Origin of the sequence: Acinetobacter sp. AOR43_HL (genome assembly GCF_027854635.1) — a bacterium.
GTDB classification, from domain to species: domain Bacteria; phylum Pseudomonadota; class Gammaproteobacteria; order Pseudomonadales; family Moraxellaceae; genus Acinetobacter; species Acinetobacter pittii.
In genome coordinates this window covers 46,093-66,331 of the sequence record NZ_JAKTHX010000027.1, presented here as the reverse complement: position 1 = coordinate 66,331, position 20,239 = coordinate 46,093, and the positions used below count along the sequence as shown (strand labels likewise).

Genomic DNA, 20,239 nt, shown 5'->3' with positions numbered 1-20,239 from the left:
TAGGGCATTATGCGTTTAAGCAGTTTAAAACTTTCCGGCTTTAAATCTTTTGCAGATAGTACAACCTTAAATTTTAAGGCTAACCGCACAGCAGTGGTTGGTCCAAATGGTTGTGGCAAATCCAATGTAATTGATGCGATCCGCTGGGTGATGGGTGAGTCAAACGCTCGTCAGCTCCGTGGTGGTAGCATGCAAGATGTTATTTTTACGGGGACTTCCAAACGTAAGCCCGTTGGTGTGGCCAGTGTTGAGCTACGTTTTGATAATACTTATGGAAAGTTGGGCGGATCGTATAATGCTTATAATGAGTTAGCTGTTCGCCGTAAGGTCACGCGTGAGGGTAAGTCAGAATATTTCTTAAATGGTACACGTTGTCGCCGCCGTGATATTACCGATATTTTCTTGGGAACAGGCTTAGGACCACGCTCTTATGCGGTCATTGAGCAAGGCATGATTAACCGCTTGGTTGATGCCAAGCCTGAAGAAATGCGTGTGTTCATTGAGGAAGCCGCGGGTGTTTCTCGTTATCAGGCTCGTCGTCGTGAAACTTTGCAGCATCTTGAACATACAGAGCAAAACCTTTCACGCTTAGACGATATTGCACTAGAGTTAAAATCGCAGCTTAAAACGCTTAAGCGTCAGTCGGAAGCAGCGGTTCAATATAAAACTTTAGAAAGCCAGATCCGTACGCTCAAAATTGAAATTTTGTCTTTTCAGGCAGAGAAAAGTGTACGTCTACAAGAAGAATATACCGTTCAAATGAATGAATTGGGTGAAACCTTTAAATTGGTTCGCTCAGAGTTAAGCACGATTGAACATGATTTAGAAGCAACCAGTGCTTTGTTTCAGCGACTTATTCAGCAATCTTCACCGCTACAACAAGAATGGCAACAAGCTGAAAAGAAACTATCTGAACTTAAAATGACTCTTGAACAAAAACAGAGTCTATATCAGCAAAATAGTACGACTCTCGTTCAGTTAGAGCAGCAAAAATTCCAAACTAAAGAACGTTTACAGCTTTCTGAATTGCAACTTGAAACACTGAATAATCAGCTAGAAGAACAAACAGAAGCTTTAACTGGAGTTGAGCATACAGCGACGGAGGCTGAACAAAACTTTGCTGATTTACAATCTCAGCAAAAACAAGCACAACAACAGTTTGAACAAATAAAAGCTCAGGTTGAAAAACAACAGCAGCAAAAAATGCAGATGTCAGCTCAAATTGAACAGTTGGGTAAAAATGTTCAGCGCATTGAGCAGCAAAAAGAAACGCTGCAACATCAAGCAAACCAAATTCAATCGCATGTTCATGAAGATGAGCAGGGCGAGCTTGACCAACTGCAACAACAGCTGCGTAGTGAAATTTCGATGCTTGAAACTGAAATTGAGCAGCAATTACTGCATTTAGAGCAATCTCAACAGCAACATCAGTCAAGTAAAAATCAGCAGCAAACTCTGAAAACAGAAATCCAAGTTTTATTATCAGAGCAGAAAAACTTAAGCCAGCTTGTTGCTAAACAAAGTCCAAAGCAAAACCAAGATACGCTACGTTTAATGCAGGCTCTAGAGTTAACAGAGCAAGGTAAACCACATGCGCAGATTGTTGAGAAGTTTTTAGCAAAATGGTTACAAGCTCATATTCTTGAGACCGAACAAGTCTTTCAAGAAGGAGTTGCCCGCCAGTTAAAACCTTCAGAGCAAACAAGTAAATTTAAAGGAAACTTGGTTTGTTTGAATGAGTGGATTGCATCGCCACAGCTATCAATCTTTTCAAATGTAGCGATTGCACAAGATTTGACTCAAGCTTTAAATGAGCAAAAGCAGTTGCAACATGGCCAGTCTGTTTTGACTTTAGATGGCTATCATGTCGGGCAGGATTGGGTGATTGCCCTTATGTATGATGACGAAAGTCAAAGTGCACAAGGTATACTGAGCCACCGTATTCGTCTAGATGAAATTGAACAAGCTCTTGAAAAGCAACAACCTCAATTACAAACACTAGATCAAATTGTAGTTCAGCAAAAAGATGAGTTAGTGCAATTACAGTCAGGTGTGCAGCAAAAACAACAAGTCATTAAACAAAAACAAAAAGACTTGCAACAGCTTGATGTGCAAATTGCCAAGCAACAAACCGCAACACAAGCATTCTTACTGCAAAAACAGCAATTAAAAGATCAACTTGGTCAGTTAGACATGCAGCTTGAAGAAGATGCAATGCAAAAAGATGATCTTGAGATCGATTTGCATGCATTAGCAATCAAGCTTGAAACCATTTTACCTGACTATAAAACTTTGCAATTTAGGGTAGAAGAATTAACAGAACAGCTAGACGAGCAGCAACAAGCCCTGCAACATCAGCAACAAGAACGTGAAATTTTACGCCGTAATAGCACGCAGACAACTCAACAGATTGAGTTGCTTGAAAAAGATATCTCATTCTTGCAAAGCCAATATCAGCAAATTGCAGCTCAAATGGAGCAAGCGAAAAAATTTGTTGACCCTATTCAATTAGAGCTACCAAATCTTGAGTCAGAGTTTCAGCAACAATTTGCTCAAACTGAAAAGTTGCAAAAGAACTGGAATGAATGGCAGCTTGAACTCAATAGTGTGCAGGAAAAACAGCAGACTTTGACCGATCAGCGTCATCAATATCAACAAAAAGATGAGCAGCTCAGAGAACAACTTGAAGCGAAACGGTTGGCATGGCAAGCAGCCAAGTCAGATCGTGAGCATTATCAAGAGCAGCTTAAAGAGCTAAATGCCGAGTTTCAAAAAGGCTTACAAATAGATTTAGCCGAGCACCAGCAAAAACTGGAAAAAGTACAGAAACAGTTTGAAAAAATTGGAGCGGTTAACCTTGCCGCTTCACAAGAGTTTGAAGAAGTTTCTCAGCGTTTTGATGAGCTGAGTCACCAGATTCAAGATTTGGAAAATACGGTAACTCAATTAAAAGATGCGATGAAAAGCATTGACCAAGAAACCCGTAAGCTGTTTATGACAACTTTTGATCAGATCAATCAGGAGTTGCAAAACCTGTTTCCAAAGGTTTTTAATGGTGGTGAGGCGAGTTTAAGTCTTGAAGATGACTGGCAATCTGGTGTTAAACTGATGGCAAGGCCACCGGGTAAGAAAAATAGTTCTCTAGCATTACTTTCCGGTGGAGAAAAGGCTTTAACAGCGTTAGCATTAGTATTTGCGATTTTTAGATTAAATCCGGCACCGTTTTGTGTACTAGATGAAGTGGACGCACCACTTGATGATGCGAATGTTCAGAGATATTGTAATTTGGTAAAAGAACTTTCTGAACATGTACAATTCATTTACATTACACATAATAAGCTGGCGATGACCATGGCAACTGATTTGTTGGGTGTGACCATGCCTGAACCGGGTACATCAAAATTAGTCACTGTCGATTTAGAACAGGCAAAAGAATACGGGTTAGTTTCGGAGTCATAGAATGGAAATCAATACGATTATTGGCATCGTTGTTGCCATTATAATTATGCTAATTGGCTTAAAAATGATTTTAAAAAAGCCAAACCATGCTGAACCCTCATTAGACAGTGATTTGCATATTAATCCTGATAGTAATCAACCGGTTATACCTAGGCACGTGAGAGATCAGCTTGAGAAAACTGAAGCTGAATCTGTAGCGGTGACTAGTGCAGAGCGAGTAGAACCGACTTTAAGCGAAGCTGCGCCGTCACAAGTACCTGAAACAAAACAGTCAGAAATTGAGACCGTAGAACCCGTTAAAGCAATTCAAACTGAACAAACTCAAGCAGTTGTTGAAAACGCTTCTGTAAAAGAAATTAAATCTGAAGAAACAGTACCAAGCTCTACCATTCATAAAGATGGTTCAGTTGAGTTGGTTGATACAGTTTCTGTTAAACCGGAAGCTGAAGCTTTAGCAAAAGAAAATCTGGAAGCTGAAAGCGAAAAAACTGAGCCTGAGTTGAGTTTAAACCCGAATATTGAAACTGCCGAAATTGCTGAGTTTGAAGGCGAGAGTAATATTCTGGATGTGCATTTACATGAACAGCAACGTTATGATGACGAAAGTGCATTAGCGATGGCTGAACAGATTATTGCGCTAAATGTGTATCCAAACCCTCGTCGTGCATTGTCTGGCGATAAAGCGCTTAAAGTGCTGTTGAAATATGGTTTACGCTACGGTGAAATGTCTTGCTTCCATCGTTATGAAAATACCGATGAGCCGAGTGTACTCATGTTCTCTGTATTGCGTATGACAGACAATGGACCAGCTGGTTTTGATCTTGAAACTCTATCTACTGAACAAGTTCAAGGGTTAGCATTTTTCCTTGCGCTTCCAAACAGTAAAGCCGTGACTGGTTTTGACATGATGGCGAGTATTGCAGGTTTAATCGCTCGTGAAATTGATGGCAAAGTTTACGATGAGAATAATCTTGAATTTACGCCACAGTTAAAAGAGCACTGGCGTCATCATGTGATTGATTATCGTCCGGCACAGGCGACCGCCTAGTTTTAATTTTTTACGTTCGTTGCGATAATTGCAACATATCTAGTCGCAGCTCAGGGTGGAGAAATTTCCACCCTTTTTTATGGTGAATAACATAATGGCAACAACTTCCGTGATCGAACAGATGCGTCAGCTTATTCAACTGATTGCAAAGCATAACCATGCCTACTATGTCATGGATCAGCCGACAATCTCGGACAGTGAATATGATCATTTATTTCACCAGTTAAAAGCTTTAGAAGAGCAATATCCTGATCTTGTTCAATCAGATTCACCGACTACAAAAGTAGGTGGACAAGCACTCTCTAAATTTCAAAGTGTGACTCATGTAGTTCCGATGCTTTCTTTGGGGAATGTTTTTAATCAGGAAGACTTATTCGCATTTGCACGCCGTGTTGAAGAGCGTTTGCCTAATCAAAAAGTACAATACGAAGTCGAACTAAAACTTGATGGTCTTGCGATTTCTCTTTGGTATGAAAATGGTGTGTTAATACGTGGCGTTACACGTGGTGACGGAGAAACCGGGGAGGACATTACGCAGAACGTTAAAACGATTCGTAATTTGCCTAAAGTGTTACATTCAGATCACTTTGAAATTCCACGTTTGCTGGAAGTTCGTGGTGAAGTACTTATGCCAAAGTCTGGTTTTGAAAAACTCAATGCTGAACAGGAAGCCAAAGGCGATAAAACATTTGCCAACCCGCGTAATGCCGCAGCTGGTAGTTTAAGACAGCTCGATCCTAATATTGCTGCGGCTCGACCTTTAGCATTTTATGCTTACGGCATCGCTCAATGTGAACCTAATCATGGCTTAACTACCATGCATGACAGTCTGCAATGGCTCACAAAACTTGGATTTGAAATTGCTGAACGTCAATATCTGTGTAATTCAATTCAAGAAGTACAGCAACGTTATGAGCAAATTCAGCAAGAACGTTCAGATCTACAAGTTGAAATTGATGGGATGGTTGTAAAGGTTGATGACTTAAAGCAACAACAACAACTTGGTTTTTTAAGTCGTGAACCACGTTGGGCAACTGCTTATAAATTCCCTGCACAAGCTGCATTAACTACAGTTGATCAGATTGACTGGCAAGTAGGGCGTACAGGTACTTTGACTCCTGTAGCGCGTTTAAACCCTGTATTTGTGGGAGGAGTTACAGTTTCCAATGTAACTTTACACAACATTGGTGAGATCCATCGCCTAGATGTACGTGTTGGTGACACGGTGAGTGTTTATCGTACAGGCGATGTTATTCCTAAAGTAGAAAAAGTTTGGCCAGAGTTCCGTCCTGTTGATGCTGAAGTTGTACATTTACCTGAAAACTGTCCTGTTTGTGCCTCACCAGTGGTAATGCCAGAAGGGGAAGCTTTAGCACGTTGTTCTGGTGGACTGTATTGTGCTGCACAGCGTATTGAAGCGATTCGTCACTTCGTATCACGTAAAGCTCTAGATATTGAAGGTCTAGGCGATCGTTGGGTAGAGTCATTATTACACCTCGATTTGCTCAAAGATGTTGCCGATATTTATCATTTGCACGAACACCGAGAAACTTTACTCGGGATTGAAAAAATGGGCGAGAAATCGGTACAAAATCTGATTGATGCCATTGAAGCCAGTAAGAAGACAACGCTTGCGCGTTTTATTTATGCTTTAGGAATTCGGGGGGTAGGTGAAACAACAGCTAGAATGTTAGCCAATACTTTCCAAACTTTGGAAGCGCTTAAAGCTGCTGATGTTGAAGCTTTAAAGAAAACACCAGATGTTGGTGATATTACTGCCGAGTGGATTGCTGACTTTTTCTTGGCACCGCACAACATTGAAGTGCTTGATCGCTTAATTGCAGCAGGAATTCATTGGGATGCACCGACTGCACCAACACGCCAGCCATTAAATGGCGAAAGCTGGGTGTTAACAGGCACTTTAGAGCAAATGACCCGTGATCAGGCGACTCAAATGCTACAAGCATTAGGTGCGCGTGTAAGCGGTAGTGTATCGAGTAAAACCAAATGTGTTGTTGCGGGTGAGAAGGCTGGTTCGAAATTAGAAAAAGCAGCAAAACTAGGTATTGCTGTTATGAATGAGACTGATTTCTTATCACTTATGGCAAGCTACGGGCAGACTTTAAGCGAATAGATCTACCGAAATAAGAACCATTGATTTTAGTTACAAATTTATAAATTGATGGTTTGAGCCATATTTTAACGCTTGTCTGGACTTATAAATTGGACAAGCGTTTCTTTTTGCAGAGGAAATTTAAATAACTTAAACTGCAAATGCGTATGTTTCTCATTTTAATTTGATAAAAATCATAAACTTAACCATTTTTTGTTTTGCAATCACTTTTAAGATTGCCCATAATAGTTCTCATACGATAGGAGATTTATTATGCGTGGCAATCCAGAAGTCATAGACTATTTAAATATGCTCATTGGCGGAGAATTGGCTGCCCGTGATCAATATCTAATCCATTCTCGTATGTATGAAGATTGGGGTTTAAATAAAATTTATGAACGTATTGATCATGAGATGCAAGAAGAAGCTTCTCATGCTGATGCGATCATTCGCCGTGTATTGTTTTTAGGTGCTAAACCAAACATGCACCGTGAAGATATCAATGTTGGTACAGACGTTGTATCTTGTTTAAAAGCTGATTTGGCGCTTGAATATCATGTTCGTGAAAAGTTAGCGACAGGTATCAAACTTTGCGAAGAGAAGGGCGATTACATTAGCCGTGATATGTTGCGTCAACAATTATCAGATACTGAAGAAGACCATACATACTGGTTAGAAAAGCAATTACGTTTAATTGAGTTGATTGGCTTACAAAACTATATTCAATCTCAAATTTAATAAAAAACCCAGCTAAGGCTGGGTTTTTTTATTGGCTCATTTTAATAAGATGAAGTCTTAACTTAGATGTTGATTTTGTCAAATTGAACATATTCAAAGCCTTACTATACAAGGCTTTGGCAGTTACAAAAAAGTCAGAAAAATTGTATCACACCCCCTGTTTTTTTTATGAAATTGTTTATAATTTCGCCAACAAAACCCTTGCCTAGAAATTTAATGAGGCAAGGGTTTTTCTATGGAAAATCGGTTGGTATGGATCGCCAATGATTTTATGGTGAGTTCGCGAAATATGTTATTTACCAAACCTGCTGTTTTAGATACAGCTACTCTCCTAAGCACACAGCGTCTTGCAACACGACTAAGCTTTTTTAGCTTAGGTTTTGCGACTGCAGCTTGGGCACCTCTTATTCCTTTTGCACAGCAGCGTTTAAACCTAAATCATGCCGATTTTGGTTTACTTTTGCTGTGTATGGGTATTGGTTCAATGATTGCTATGCCTGCGACTGGTGCTTTAGTAAAGCGCTGGGGATGTCGTCCGTTAATTGCTTTGGCATTGATGTTGTTAATGGTTTTATTGCCTAGCCTTACGATGTGGAGCAGCATTGTGACGATGGCTGTAGCATTGTTTATTTTTGGATCGGCAGCAGGATGTCTTGGAGTAGCTATCAATTTACAAGCAGTAGTTGTTGAAAAACATAGTGTGCGAGCTCTTATGTCTAGCTTCCATGGAATGTGCAGTCTTGGTGGCTTAACAGGCGCTATGCTTGTGACTGCATTATTGGCAGTGGGGCTTTCACCTCTAATGAGTACTTTATCAGTCGTTATGATTTTGCTTGTTATTGGGGGTGTTGCTATTCCTTCTTGTTTAACGTCTTTTGAACAGGATGAAAAGCCACATGAAGATACAACTCAAGCACCGAAAAAACTTTATCGTCCTGATGGCATTATTCTGCTTATTGGTATGATGTGTTTTATCGCCTTTTTATCAGAAGGTGCTGCGATGGATTGGGGTGGTATTTATTTAACAAGTAAATATCAACTTAATCCTGCTTTTGCTGGTTTAGCTTACACTTTCTTTGCGCTTAGCATGACGACTGGTCGTTTTGCAGGTCATATCTTGCTTAAGCAATGGGGTGAAAAAAATATTGTGACTTATAGTGCAATTGGAGCTGCTATTGGTATGGCTGTTATTGTAACGGCACCAGTGTGGCAAGTGGTTGTATTAGGTTATGCACTATTAGGATTAGGTTGTTCTAATATTGTACCAGTGATGTTTTCTCGTGTTGGTCGACAAAACAATATGCCTAAAGCAGCAGCACTTTCTTTAGTATCAACAATTGCCTATACAGGTTCATTAAGTGGACCAGCTTTAATCGGTTTAATTGGGGAATGGACTGGTTTAAGTACGGTTTTAACAGGCGTCGCTGTATTACTATTTATTATTGCTTTACTTAACCGCTTTACATTAATAAAGACAAATTAATTTATAAATAATAATCACCAAATAGCGAACATCGAGAAATTAAATTTCTCGATGTTCTTTTATTTAGATTTATAAAACCTGATAAATAGATTGATAATTATCTTGTAATAATCGCTGAGGCTTCATTAGTAAAGTTGGTGTCTTTTCTAAATCATCCAAGAAATTATTTCGCCAATGGGTAAGATCAGATGATGTTAATCCCTCTATCAATTGTTGATAACGATTAATACGCTCAGCTTTAGACATTTCTAAAGCCATTTTTAAAGTATCCATCATTGCCGCTCTATCTTGCGGGTCAACAATCAAGGCTTGAGACATTTGCTCAGCAGCACCAGCATATTTAGATAAAATGAGCACACCTGGATTTTCAGGGTCTTGTGCCGCAATATACTCTTTAGCCACTAGATTCATACCATCACGTAGTGAACTAATCCAGCAAATATCTGAATGACGATAAATGTACATAAGATTATGGTGTTGTACCGTGTCATAGCAGCAATCTACTGGCCTCCAGTCTTCATGTGCAAACTCTTCGTTAATTAACTCCAGCTTGGTTTTAAAACGTTGGTATAAGCGTTGATAAGCTGGAATATCGGTACGAGAAGGGATTGCCACTTGAAGATGTCGAACTAAGCCATGATATTCAGGGCTGGTTTCCAAGAACGTTGCAAATGCATTAAATCTTTCGAGTAAACCTTTTGAATAATCAATACGATCAACTCCAATAATAGTTTTTTGACGTGGAATTTCTTCAAAATTAAACACCGAAGAGGTCGCCAAATCTTGTTGGGCTTGTTTTTGTATAAGTTCAGGCTGAACACCAATTGGGTATGATTTAATTAATATTTGACGTTTTTTATAGCTAATACTATTGCTTTGAATTTTTTGAGCTTCGAGTAAATTCAGACAAGTCTGCATGCAAGCATTTTGGTCAATCTGAGTTTGTAAGCCAATAACATCATATTGACTCAAGTCTTGAATTAACTCACGGGCTACCGGAATTTTGTGCCAGATATTCAGACTGGCAAAAGGAATATGTAAGAAGAAACCAATTTTGTTTTGCATGCCTAATTCACGGCAATAGCGAGCCACACTAAAAAAGTGGTAATCGTGCACCCAAATAAGATCTTCGGGCTGAGCAAGCTGTTTTAGCTTTTGAGCAAATAAGCGATTAACCTTTTGATAGGTCTTATATTCTTCTGCATCATATTCAATCAGATCATCTCTATGATGCATTGCTGGCCACAAAACTTTGTTAGCAAAACCACAATAATATTGGGCATATTGCTGATGAGTGAGGGGGCAGGTAATGTAGTCAATTCCTTGAGAATAAGCCTGCTCAAATTCTGGCGCTTCGCTATCGGTAATTTGCTGCCCATTCCAGCCTAACCAGATGCCGTTACTATCATTTAGTGCATCTTGTACAGCTACAGCAAGACCACCTGCTGAAGCTTTACCTGATGGCATACTTATTCTGTTCGATAATACGATTAATTTAGACATAATTTTTCTCCATTCTGATTTTGGCTATTTTTGACATATAAGCTTTTTATTCTGTTTTGAAATAAAAGAAGAAAATCCGCGACATTATCAATATCTTTTAATCTATATTTTGCTTGTGTTTTGCCTGGACCTACTTTAATACTAAGGCCAGCTTGCTGATTAATGTAAGTGAAACCAGATTCATCTGTTAAATCATCACCTATAAAAATAGGTAATACTGCATGTAAATCAAGATGATTTAATATAATCTCAATTGCTCTACCTTTATCAGCTTGGTTTGGGATTAATTCAACAACAAATTTTCCTTTATTTATTTTTAAGTGGGGGTGATTGATATTAATTTTCTGCATAATATTAATAGCATTATTTTCTAAATTAGGATTTTTACGATAATGTAAGGCAATAGAATATCCTTTATCCTCAATTAATAATTCGGGATATTTTTCACAATTTTTGATAATATCTTGTTTTAATTTTTTGAAATTAATACTGCTTAAATCTGGTCGAATATAATTTCCTGAATCAAAATAAATATCTAAACCATGTAAACCAGCAATTGGAACTTCAATAGGATGTAGTAGTTTGCTTGCTGTATCTACATCACGACCTGTTACAGCTATAACAGGTATATTTAATTTAGTAATTTTTTTTATAGTTTCTAATGTAGCGTTTGGAATAAAACTATGCTCAGGATTAATTTGAAAGGGTGCTAGTGTGCCATCAATATCCAAAAATAAGCAGTAATTTTTATCGAAAGATAAGTTGTTTATAATATCATTGGGTGTAACAAAAGATGTATTTTTTTCTCTCCCATCAGATATTGTGTTTTGACTGTTCATATTAGCCTTCCTAATACTTTTTGATCAATAATTAATCTTCTAGCATTAAAATGAATTGATGAGTCATTTCTTTTAATAAAAAAACATAAGTATTAACATTAATTACATTGCATAATGGATTTATAGGTGAAGTGTGGAGTATGTTGTTTTTTGATTGGCTTCAATGTTTAGATAATTAATTTTTTGTATGTTTACTATGAATAATGCGGGTCTTATTTATCAATATATTTCAGAATATTATCTTATTATAAATGCTTAATTTTATGCTCTAAAATTTGCTTTTTATATTGATTTTAAAAGATATTTTAAACCGATAATATTATATAATCCTTATAAGATTGGCTTTGGACAGGCATATGAAGTTACAAAATAAAATTTTATTAATTACGGGTTGGGGAGTAGGGGTGGAACCTTTGCAATCTCTAAAATTGCATTTGGACAAAAAGGGTTTTGAAACTCAACTTATTAATATTTTTGATGTTTTAGATCCTAAATTTCAAGCACAGCTTAATTTAGTTGCTGAGGTTGATGTAGTAATAGGTTGGTCTTTAGGTGGACAGTTAGCAACTCAACTGGTTGACAACTTTTATCAACGAACAGGGCAAACTAAAACGTTAATTACGCTTGCTTCAAATCCTTGTTTTGTTGCACACCCTGATTGGCAAACTGCAATGCCTACTGATGTGTTTAGTCAATTTAAAGCTTCTTTTTTTCAAAACCCGCAAGCTACTTTAAAGCGTTTTTATTATTTAATTACACTCGGTTCATCTCAGGCCAAACAAGATTGGGTAAGCATACAAAACATAGCAAATCCGCCTTCAAGTGAGTTGTTATCAGTGGGTTTGAAAATGCTTGAACAACTAAATTTGGTAGATAACTTAAAAAGCTATCCAGGTCCGCAGCTTCATGTGTTTGCCGAGCAAGATAATGTCGTTCCTTGCAAAATTATTGAAAATTTCAAGAATATCACGACAGAAAACATGAATTATAAAGTGTTAGAAGGCGCTACTCATGCTTTTCCATATCTAGAAGTGGACCGAACAATTGAAGAAATCTGCCAATTTTTAACAATTCATCAGCAAAGTTAATAAGCTTTGGTTGATCTCGCAATTTTCTTTCATTCTTAACAGGTTTAACATGTGCTAAATGAAAGATTTAATTGCTGTTAAAGGGTATAGAGGATGACCGATAATTTTGATTTGGAACATATTTGGCATCCATATACCTCAATGACCCAACCTTTACCAACATTTAAAGTTAAACGTGCCTATGCGGCAACGATTGAGCTAGATGATGGTACAACTTTAATTGATGGTATGTCGTCATGGTGGTGTGCAATTCACGGCTATAACCACCCTGAACTCAATCAGGCAGTCACGGATCAATTACAGAACATGTCGCATATCATGTTTGGGGGGTTAACTCATGATCCTGCAATTGAACTTGGAAAAATTCTTTTAAAAATTACGCCGCCAAGTCTCGATAAAATTTTCTATGCAGATTCAGGTTCGGTTGCCGTTGAAGTTGCTCTGAAAATGGCTGTGCAATTCTGGACAGCACAAGGCCAACCACAAAAAACAAATTTTATTACTACACGTTCTGGTTATCACGGTGATACATGGAATGCGATGTCGGTCTGTGATCCAGTGACAGGCATGCATCAAATTTTTGGTACAAGTTTACTGAACCGTCTTTTTGTAGCAGCACCGCAAACCAAATTTCATGAAGAGTGGAACCAAGAAGATATTGCCGAGCTAGAAGAAGCTATTCAGCAAAATCATGAAAACCTTGCTGCACTGATTATTGAGCCGATTGTTCAAGGTGCAGGGGGGATGCGTTTTTATCATCCTGAATATTTACGTCAGGCGAAAGCACTTTGTGAACAATATAATCTGTTATTAATTTTTGATGAAATTGCCACTGGTTTTGGTCGTACAGGTAAGCTTTTTGCTTGGGAACATGCACAAGTTGAGCCAGATATTATGTGCCTAGGTAAAGGGCTAACGGGCGGCTACATGACGTTATCTGCTACCTTAACGACAAAGCATGTAGCAGAAACCATTAGTCGCGGTGAGGCTGGGGTGTTTATGCACGGCCCAACTTTTATGGCCAATCCACTTGCTTGCGCGGTCGCTTTAAAAAGTACCCAATTATTAATTGAGCAAGATTGGCAGGCTAATATTGAGCGAATTGAACAACAGCTTGGCCAATATTTAACGCCTTTAAGTCAGCTTGATTATGTTGCCGATGTGCGAGTGCTAGGTGCAATTGGTGTAGTAGAACTCACCTTTAATGTTGATATGAAAACCTTACAGCAACAATTTGTAGACCGTGGAATCTGGATCCGTCCTTTTGGAAAATTGGTTTATGTGATGCCACCGTATGTCATCACGCATCAAGAGTTAAGCGATTTGCTTGAACAATTAGTTGAAGTTGTTCAAACGATGCAGGGAGCGAATTAAGATGTCATTGCTTGATCATTTTTCTGCCGAATTAGATGAGTTAAAGCAACAAGGTAACTTTAGACAATTTACCCAAAATGTGCAGTACGGACGTTTTATTACGATTCAAAATAAAACGATGCTCAACTTAGCTTCAAATGACTATCTTGGGTTGGCTGCTGATATCAATCTTCGTCAAGAGTTTTTAGATAGCTTTCCAATCGAGCGTAGCTATTTTAGTTCTTCATCTTCACGTCTATTAACGGGAAATTTTGAGGAATATGAACAATTAGAAAATAGCCTAAGTCAAGCATTTAGCGGTCGAGCGGCACTATTATTTAATAGTGGCTACCATATGAATATTGGTATTTTGCCAGCTGTTGCTGATAGTAAAACTTTAATATTGGCGGATAAGTTAGTTCATGCCAGTATGATTGACGGTATACGTTTGTCTGGCGCTCAGTATGTGCGTTATCGACATAACGATTTACAACACTTGGAACAACTCCTCCAAAAATATCATGATGATGACAAGATTGAACGAATCATTGTGGTCACAGAAAGTATTTTTAGTATGGACGGTGATGAGACGGATTTAGCCGCTTTAGTTCAGCTAAAAAAACGGTTTGCTAAAACTATGTTATATGTTGATGAAGCGCATTCAATTGGCGTTCGTGGTCAGCAAGGCTTAGGATGTGCTGAACAATATAATGTGATTCAGGAAATTGATTTTCTGGCTGGTACATTAGGTAAAGCATTAGCGGCGGTCGGTGGTTACATTATTTGTGATCCAATTATTAAAGATTATCTCATTAATAGAATGCGTCCACTTATTTTTAGTACTGCACAGCCTCCGATTGTTATAGCATGGGCAAACTTTATTTTTCAAAAAGTATTAGCCTCTCAATCTCAGCGTGAACACTTAAAAAATATTAGCCAATATCTTCAACAAGCTGTTGTGCAAAAGGGCTACGATAGCCCATCGACCAGCCATATCATTCCAGTCATTGTTGGAGAAAGTCAGGCTGCTATCGATAAAGCGATGCAGGTTCAGGCAAGTGGTTTTTATGCCATGCCTGTGCGTCCACCAACAGTACCTAAAAACAGTTCGCGTTTGCGTATTTCTTTAACGTCAATGGTGCAGCAACATGAACTTGAAGAATTGGTGAGTTTTCTGTGAATTTGAATAAAAACTTAGTTGCCCAGCGTTTTGCCAAAGCAGGGCAAAGCTATTCAGAGCATGCAATTGTTCAAAAACAGATTTGCCAAAATTTAACAGGTTTAGTTCAGCAGTTCTGCCCGACTACGATGTCGCGTGTCTTTGAAATTGGTTGTGGTTCTGGCAATTTAACTCGTCTTCTTGCTACATCTTTTCAGTTTGAAGAGTTAATTTTGAATGATCTATATGCAGATGTGCAGCAGCACTTTAGTCATCAAGAAAATTTAAAATGGTTGATTGGGGATATTGAAACTTTAGATTTCCCTCAGCAGCTGGATATGATTGTTTCAGGTTCAGCTTTACAGTGGATGCAAGATTTACCGCATTTGCTCGAACGTTGTAATGAGGCTTTAACTGAGCGAGGTTGGTTATGCTTTTCAACATTTGGCTATAAAAACTTATTAGAGATTAAAGAATTAACAGGACAGGGTTTAAGTTACTGGTCAGTTGAAAATTGGAATAGTGCCTTAATTAAGGCTGGTTTTGAGATTTTGTATTTGTCAGAATCAGAAACTCAACTCTATTTCGATTCACCTAAAGACGTGTTAAAGCATTTAAAAGCAACGGGTGTAACAGCAACGGCGCAGCATCGTTGGACTAAGCAAACTTTACAACAGTTTTATCAAGATTATGATCGGTTTAAGTATGCCGAAGGATATTCCCTAACATATCATCCGATTTATTGTATTGCCCGGAGAATGAAGTAAATGAGTGGCCAGATCTATTTTGTGAGTGGGATTGATACCGAAATTGGTAAAACCTACGCGACAGGTTTCTTAGCAAAATTATGGACTGAGCAGGGTAAAAAAGTGATTACCCAAAAACTCATTCAAACAGGTAACGCTGATGTTTCTGAGGATATTGAAAAGCATCGTGAAATTATGGGACAGGGCTGGTTTCAAGAAGATCATGACAAGCTAACCATGCCTGAAATCTTCAGTTATCCTGCTTCACCTCATCTTGCAACACGTCTTGATAACCGAGAAATAGATTTTCAAAAAATTGAAAATGCAACCAAAACATTGGCAGAGCGTTTTGAAATCGTATTGTTGGAAGGTGCGGGAGGCTTAATGGTGCCATTAACCACTAGTCTGCTTACTATTGATTATGTCGCTCAGCACCAGTTTCCCGTTATTTTAGTAACATCGGGTCGTTTGGGAAGTATTAACCATACTTTACTTAGTCTTGAAGCACTTAAGTCTCGTGGGCTGAAGTTGCATGCCTTGGTTTATAACCTAAAAGATGAATCAAAAGATCCATTAATTTCTCAAGATACTTCAAATTATTTGAAAGATTATTTAGCTATTCATTTTCCTGAAGCTGAATGGATTGAACTGGCAAAAATGAATTAAGTCAAAAGGCTATAAAAAACCGCTCAAATTTGAGCGGTTTTTTTACATCTTATGAATATTTTAGAATTTCTTCGAACCGCGGTTAAAACCAGTCGCTTTACGTTGGTTCCCTGTGTTAACAGGAGCTTCTTTTTCATCATCACGACGTTGTTGACGTAAGTAACCGCCACGACGCGCAGCCATTGGTTTTTCAGTCATACGATCAGTACGGCGTTTCGCCATACCAAATAAACCTGTACCTTGACGTGGTTTTAACTCAACCGATTTGGCTAAGTTGTCGATGTCAGTTTTGTCGAGTTCCATCCAACGACCAGTCCGTAATTCGCGCGGTAAAATAACTGTACCGTAGCGTGTACGTAATAAGCGGCTTACTTTAAGATCTTGCGATTCGAAAATACGACGTACTTCGCGATTACGCCCTTCTTTTACTACAACTTGATACCAGCGGTTAATACCTTCACCACCAATTTCAGAGAATGATTCGAATTTGGCAGGGCCATCTTCAAGCTCTACTCCGTTGACCATGTTTTGGCGTAGTTTTGGCGTTACTTCACCCATTACTCGAACAGCGTATTCACGTTCGATTTCATTAGATGGGTGCATTAAGCGGTTAGCAAGTTCCCCATCATTTGTGAATAGTAATAAACCAGTACTGTTAATATCCAGACGACCTACCATTACCCAGCGGTCATTGGCAATTTGTGGTAAATGATCAAATACGGTTGGGCGTTTTTCAGGATCATTACGTGAACAGATTTCACCCTCAGGCTTATAATAAATCAATACGCGACGACGAATTTCGTCTTCAATCTGAAACTGAACTTTACGGCCATCAATGCGTAATTCATCGCCTGGTTCAATGCGCTCACCCACTTGGGCAACACGACCGTTTACACTCACGCGTCCTGCGGCAATAACCTCTTCCATATATCGGCGGGAACCTAATCCGATTCGCGCTAATACTTTTTGCAATTTTTCACTCATGACAGCACAACCTTAGACATAATGATCAACAGTCCACCTCTTTATGATTTCGGTGCATTTGCATCGAGAGCCATAAAGGCTTCCTTGGCGTTCTGTAGGGGAGGCAATTGGCCTAGAGAGGCTAGACCAAAAGCATTCAGAAACTGAGGCGTTGTAATTAGCAACGCAGGTCTTCCGGGTAAATCTCTAAAACCAGCTTCTTTAATCCAGTTCCAGTCAAATAGTGTTCTAAGAATCTGACTATTATTAGATACACCACGAATTTGTTCAATATCAGCTCGGGTAACCGGTTGATGATAAGCAATGACAGCCAGGGTTTCTAGTAATGAAGGCGACAGTTTTGTTGGTCGCTCTGGCCAAATTTGCGCAATAATACTACGATATTTAGATCTTACCTGAAAGCGAAACCCTTGTGCTGTTTCAATCAGCTCAATAGACCGACCATGTTGCAATAGCGCGAGCTGTTGCAAAAGTTGACGAAGCTGTTGTTTATTATATTGATTGTTAAATGCTTCTTTTAAGCGGGCAATTGAAACAGGCGCTTCACTGGCAAAGATAATTGCTTCAAGTTGTAATAAGACTTCATGATGTATGTCAGCTAATGACAAATCACTATTATTTTGTTCAAAACTACTCATATTGAAGATCCTTGAATTGCTAACGGGGCTTCAATACCAGTGGTAATAATTTTAATTTTCTGTTGGCGAGTCAATTCTAAAACTGCCATAAAAGTAACAACCATTCCCATACGACCTTGCTGGGGATTGAGTAATTCTTTAAAACTTAACACGTCACCAGACTCTAATTTCTCTTCAATATATGCAATACGTTCTTCGAGTAAAACAGGTTCTTGAGCAACAACATGGGTAATAGGTTCGGGGCGATTAAATACACAGAACAACGCATCATGTAGCGCAGAAATATCGTAACCTTCATAAACAGGAGAGATATGCCCTAAGCTTACATTGGCGCTAAATGTATCGCGCTCAAGAATTGGCATTTGGCCTAAACGCTCAGCTGCTTGCTTAATGCGTAGATAGGTTTCAAGACGATCAATAAGCTCCTGCTTAGGATCTTTTTCAATACTTATAATTGTAGGTTTTGGTAGAAGTAGGCGAGACTTCAAGTCAGCCAATAAAGCAGCCATCACCATATAATCTGCTGTTAACTCGATATTTAAAGATTTCATGCTATCCATATAGGCCAAATATTGAGTCGCTATAGGAGCAATATCGAGTTGAATTAAATCGAAACCGTTTTTCTGAATCAGATAAATTAAAAAATCTAATGGACCTTCAAACCGCTCGAGCAAAATCTCAAATGCAGCTGGAGGTATATAGAGATCTTCTGGAATTTTGTCATGCCACTCATCTAAAACACGGATGTGTGGAGCGTCTTCCATGGATTGATGAAGTGATTGATTCATTACGATTATAAGCCACGCGAATTTTCAAAAGCATGAGACTTGTTATTCAAGTCCTAGACAGCTGTAAGTAGAAGAACAGCAGATAGTGAAAATCATTCTAAATGAATTGTGTCTTTTAATAAATTACTTAACGACTAAAGTGTAAAAAAAATCCAAAATAAATAAAGAGTATTTTTTTGAGTGATAATACTTTTTTTTAAACTATTGGTAAAAAAGTAAGTGCTTATTCAAAAGCACTTACATCGCCAACACCACGGCGGATAATTTCAGGATGTTCGCCCGATAAATCAACGATACTTGTACTGGTCAAGGTACCAAAACCACCGTCAATAAATACATCAATTCGTTTATCTAACTGATTTTCAATATCATAAGGGTCATCTAGAGGGTCTTCTTGACCCGGTAAAATTAATGTACTGGTGAGTAGCGGCTCACCAAGTTCTTGTAATAAAGCCTGACAAATCGGGTTACTCGGAATACGTAAACCAATCGTTTTCTTTTTAGGGTGCATCAATCTACGAGGAACTTCACTTGTTGCAGGTAAAATGAACGTAGTAATAGCTGGTGTGTTCGCTTTCAATAAACGATATGTCGCATTATCAACTTTTGCATAAGTTGCAATATCAGATAAGTCACAGCACATAATGGCATATTGATGTTTAGGCCCTAAGCCACGAATCTGTGCAATACGTTCCATGGCATTTTTATTACCGATTTGACACCCAATTGCATAGGCAGCATCGGTAGGGTAGACCACAACATCTCCTGCTCGGATACGTTCAACCGCTTGGGCAATGAGGCGTTGCTGTGGATTTTCAGGATGTACATGTAAATGCATCATATTTTAGAGACTCCATCACGCCAGTGTTAAAAATAATTATTAGGCTTTTTAAATGGCCTAGGCAAGCAATTAACGTAGCTTTTTTGTCAATTAATCAAGGAGTTCACGTTTAAATTCATTTAATTGTAAAGGTGTACCCGAACGTGTACATTGGCAAATAAAACCAATAAATGCTGCTGCATCACGTGGCAACTTAACTTCACCCGAAAAGTAACGTTGCACTTGAGCATAAACGTTATCTTTAAATAGTTTGCCATCACCGCTATCACCTGTAAGGTTATCGAGTGAAACTCTAAATTTTCGGCCAAAAGATTGCGCAAATAACCATTCAATTGCTTGTGGCTTAATTTCTACTTGTTCAAATAAACTTTGCTGTTCTTGGGTGCGACCATCAGGTGCATACCAATAACCTAAATCTGGTAATAGACGTCTTTTTTCACCTGCAATAGACCAGTGACTAATTTCATGCAAAGCACTATTAAAGAAACCGTGAGCAAATTGGATCTTGGCTGGTTCTTTATTTGTCGCTGGAAAATATTCAGGTTCAAAATCACCACGAACTAATGTCACATTATGGTGGGAAAACCAGTGATTAAAGTGTAAAATAAGCCAATCAACTTGCTCAGACTCCGATTTTGAGCTTGACCATGGTGAGAGTTGCACTAGGTCAGGTACAAGAGTGTTCTGATGAGTTGAATGGGTGCAAACGAGTAATGAAGTGTTAACTTCAGGTTGCGGCTGCAACAGGTGCATTGCTTAATTTACCCCGAGTTCTGTCTAAAGAAGTGCAAAA

At 38.5% G+C, this 20,239-nt stretch carries 17 protein-coding genes; 10 read left to right on the top strand and 7 right to left on the bottom strand.

Features of this window, described 5'->3' with window-relative positions:
- The first annotated feature begins 9 nt into the window (after nt 1-9).
- From smc to MKL33_RS10530, 5 genes are all read left to right on the top strand, one after another.
- On the top strand, nt 10-3,459 hold the full coding sequence (gene smc / locus MKL33_RS10550; protein ID WP_270906925.1) for a chromosome segregation protein SMC: 3,450 nt from the start codon (nt 10-12) through the stop codon (nt 3,457-3,459).
- A gap of 1 nt (nt 3,460) precedes the next feature.
- A complete protein-coding gene (locus MKL33_RS10545) occupies nt 3,461-4,507 on the top strand; it encodes a cell division protein ZipA C-terminal FtsZ-binding domain-containing protein (protein ID WP_270906924.1) in 1,047 nt (348 codons plus the stop codon).
- 94 nt (nt 4,508-4,601) lie between these two features.
- Nucleotides 4,602-6,641: an NAD-dependent DNA ligase LigA gene (gene ligA, locus MKL33_RS10540; protein WP_005071003.1), complete on the top strand. Its 2,040-nt coding sequence runs from the start codon at nt 4,602-4,604 to the stop codon at nt 6,639-6,641.
- A gap of 252 nt (nt 6,642-6,893) precedes the next feature.
- Nucleotides 6,894-7,358, top strand: a complete 465-nt coding sequence (ftn, locus tag MKL33_RS10535; protein WP_001214863.1) for a heteropolymeric bacterioferritin subunit Ftn — start codon at nt 6,894-6,896, stop codon at nt 7,356-7,358.
- A 289-nt stretch (nt 7,359-7,647) separates the two neighbouring features.
- Nucleotides 7,648-8,841 (top strand): MFS transporter, encoded by a 1,194-nt coding sequence (locus MKL33_RS10530; RefSeq protein ID WP_078210414.1) that lies wholly within the window; start codon nt 7,648-7,650, stop codon nt 8,839-8,841.
- A 69-nt stretch (nt 8,842-8,910) separates the two neighbouring features.
- Here MKL33_RS10530 and MKL33_RS10525 read toward each other — a convergent pair whose 3' ends face one another.
- Both MKL33_RS10525 and otsB read right to left on the bottom strand, forming a co-directional pair.
- Complete coding sequence (locus tag MKL33_RS10525) at nt 8,911-10,344, bottom strand: alpha,alpha-trehalose-phosphate synthase (UDP-forming) (RefSeq protein ID WP_069035944.1); 1,434 nt, start codon at nt 10,342-10,344, stop codon at nt 8,911-8,913.
- The gene (gene otsB, locus MKL33_RS10520) at nt 10,332-11,183 is read right to left on the bottom strand and encodes a trehalose-phosphatase (protein WP_270906923.1); all 852 of its coding nucleotides are present in this window, start codon (nt 11,181-11,183) and stop codon (nt 10,332-10,334) included. The genes MKL33_RS10525 and otsB overlap by 13 nt, the downstream gene beginning before the upstream one ends.
- Nucleotides 11,184-11,539: 356 nt before the next feature.
- Here otsB and MKL33_RS10515 point away from each other — a divergent pair, with 356 nt between their 5' ends.
- The 5 genes from MKL33_RS10515 to bioD all read left to right on the top strand — a co-directional run bounded on the left by MKL33_RS10515 (nt 11,540) and on the right by bioD (nt 16,195).
- The gene (locus MKL33_RS10515) at nt 11,540-12,271 is read left to right on the top strand and encodes an alpha/beta fold hydrolase (protein WP_270906922.1); all 732 of its coding nucleotides are present in this window, start codon (nt 11,540-11,542) and stop codon (nt 12,269-12,271) included.
- 93 nt (nt 12,272-12,364) lie between these two features.
- Nucleotides 12,365-13,645 carry an adenosylmethionine--8-amino-7-oxononanoate transaminase gene (bioA, locus tag MKL33_RS10510; protein WP_270906921.1) on the top strand — a complete coding sequence of 427 codons (1,281 nt, stop codon included), beginning with the start codon at nt 12,365-12,367 and terminating at the stop codon, nt 13,643-13,645.
- Nucleotide 13,646: 1 nt separating this feature from the next.
- A complete protein-coding gene (locus tag MKL33_RS10505) occupies nt 13,647-14,804 on the top strand; it encodes an 8-amino-7-oxononanoate synthase (protein ID WP_270906920.1) in 1,158 nt (385 codons plus the stop codon).
- Entirely contained in the window at nt 14,801-15,550 is a 750-nt protein-coding gene (gene bioC, locus MKL33_RS10500; protein WP_270906919.1) for a malonyl-ACP O-methyltransferase BioC, read from the top strand. Before MKL33_RS10505 ends, bioC begins: the two co-directional genes overlap by 4 nt.
- Complete coding sequence (gene bioD / locus MKL33_RS10495) at nt 15,551-16,195, top strand: dethiobiotin synthase (protein ID WP_057067904.1); 645 nt, start codon at nt 15,551-15,553, stop codon at nt 16,193-16,195.
- Nucleotides 16,196-16,255: 60 nt separating this feature from the next.
- Here the strand turns inward: bioD and rluB are convergent, their stop codons facing one another.
- From rluB to MKL33_RS10470, 5 genes are all read right to left on the bottom strand, one after another.
- A complete protein-coding gene (rluB, locus tag MKL33_RS10490) occupies nt 16,256-17,179 on the bottom strand; it encodes a 23S rRNA pseudouridine(2605) synthase RluB (RefSeq protein ID WP_016142048.1) in 924 nt (307 codons plus the stop codon).
- A gap of 41 nt (nt 17,180-17,220) precedes the next feature.
- Nucleotides 17,221-17,817 (bottom strand): SMC-Scp complex subunit ScpB, encoded by a 597-nt coding sequence (gene scpB, locus MKL33_RS10485; RefSeq protein ID WP_002120355.1) that lies wholly within the window; start codon nt 17,815-17,817, stop codon nt 17,221-17,223.
- Nucleotides 17,814-18,605, bottom strand: coding sequence for a segregation and condensation protein A (locus MKL33_RS10480; protein ID WP_270906918.1), 792 nt, complete (start codon nt 18,603-18,605; stop codon nt 17,814-17,816). Before MKL33_RS10480 ends, scpB begins: the two co-directional genes overlap by 4 nt.
- A 223-nt stretch (nt 18,606-18,828) precedes the next feature.
- Entirely contained in the window at nt 18,829-19,446 is a 618-nt protein-coding gene (locus tag MKL33_RS10475) for an L-threonylcarbamoyladenylate synthase (protein ID WP_002120255.1), read from the bottom strand.
- Nucleotides 19,447-19,536: 90 nt separating this feature from the next.
- Nucleotides 19,537-20,199: an elongation factor P hydroxylase gene (locus MKL33_RS10470; RefSeq protein WP_270906917.1), complete on the bottom strand. Its 663-nt coding sequence runs from the start codon at nt 20,197-20,199 to the stop codon at nt 19,537-19,539.
- Nucleotides 20,200-20,239: the final 40 nt, after the last annotated feature.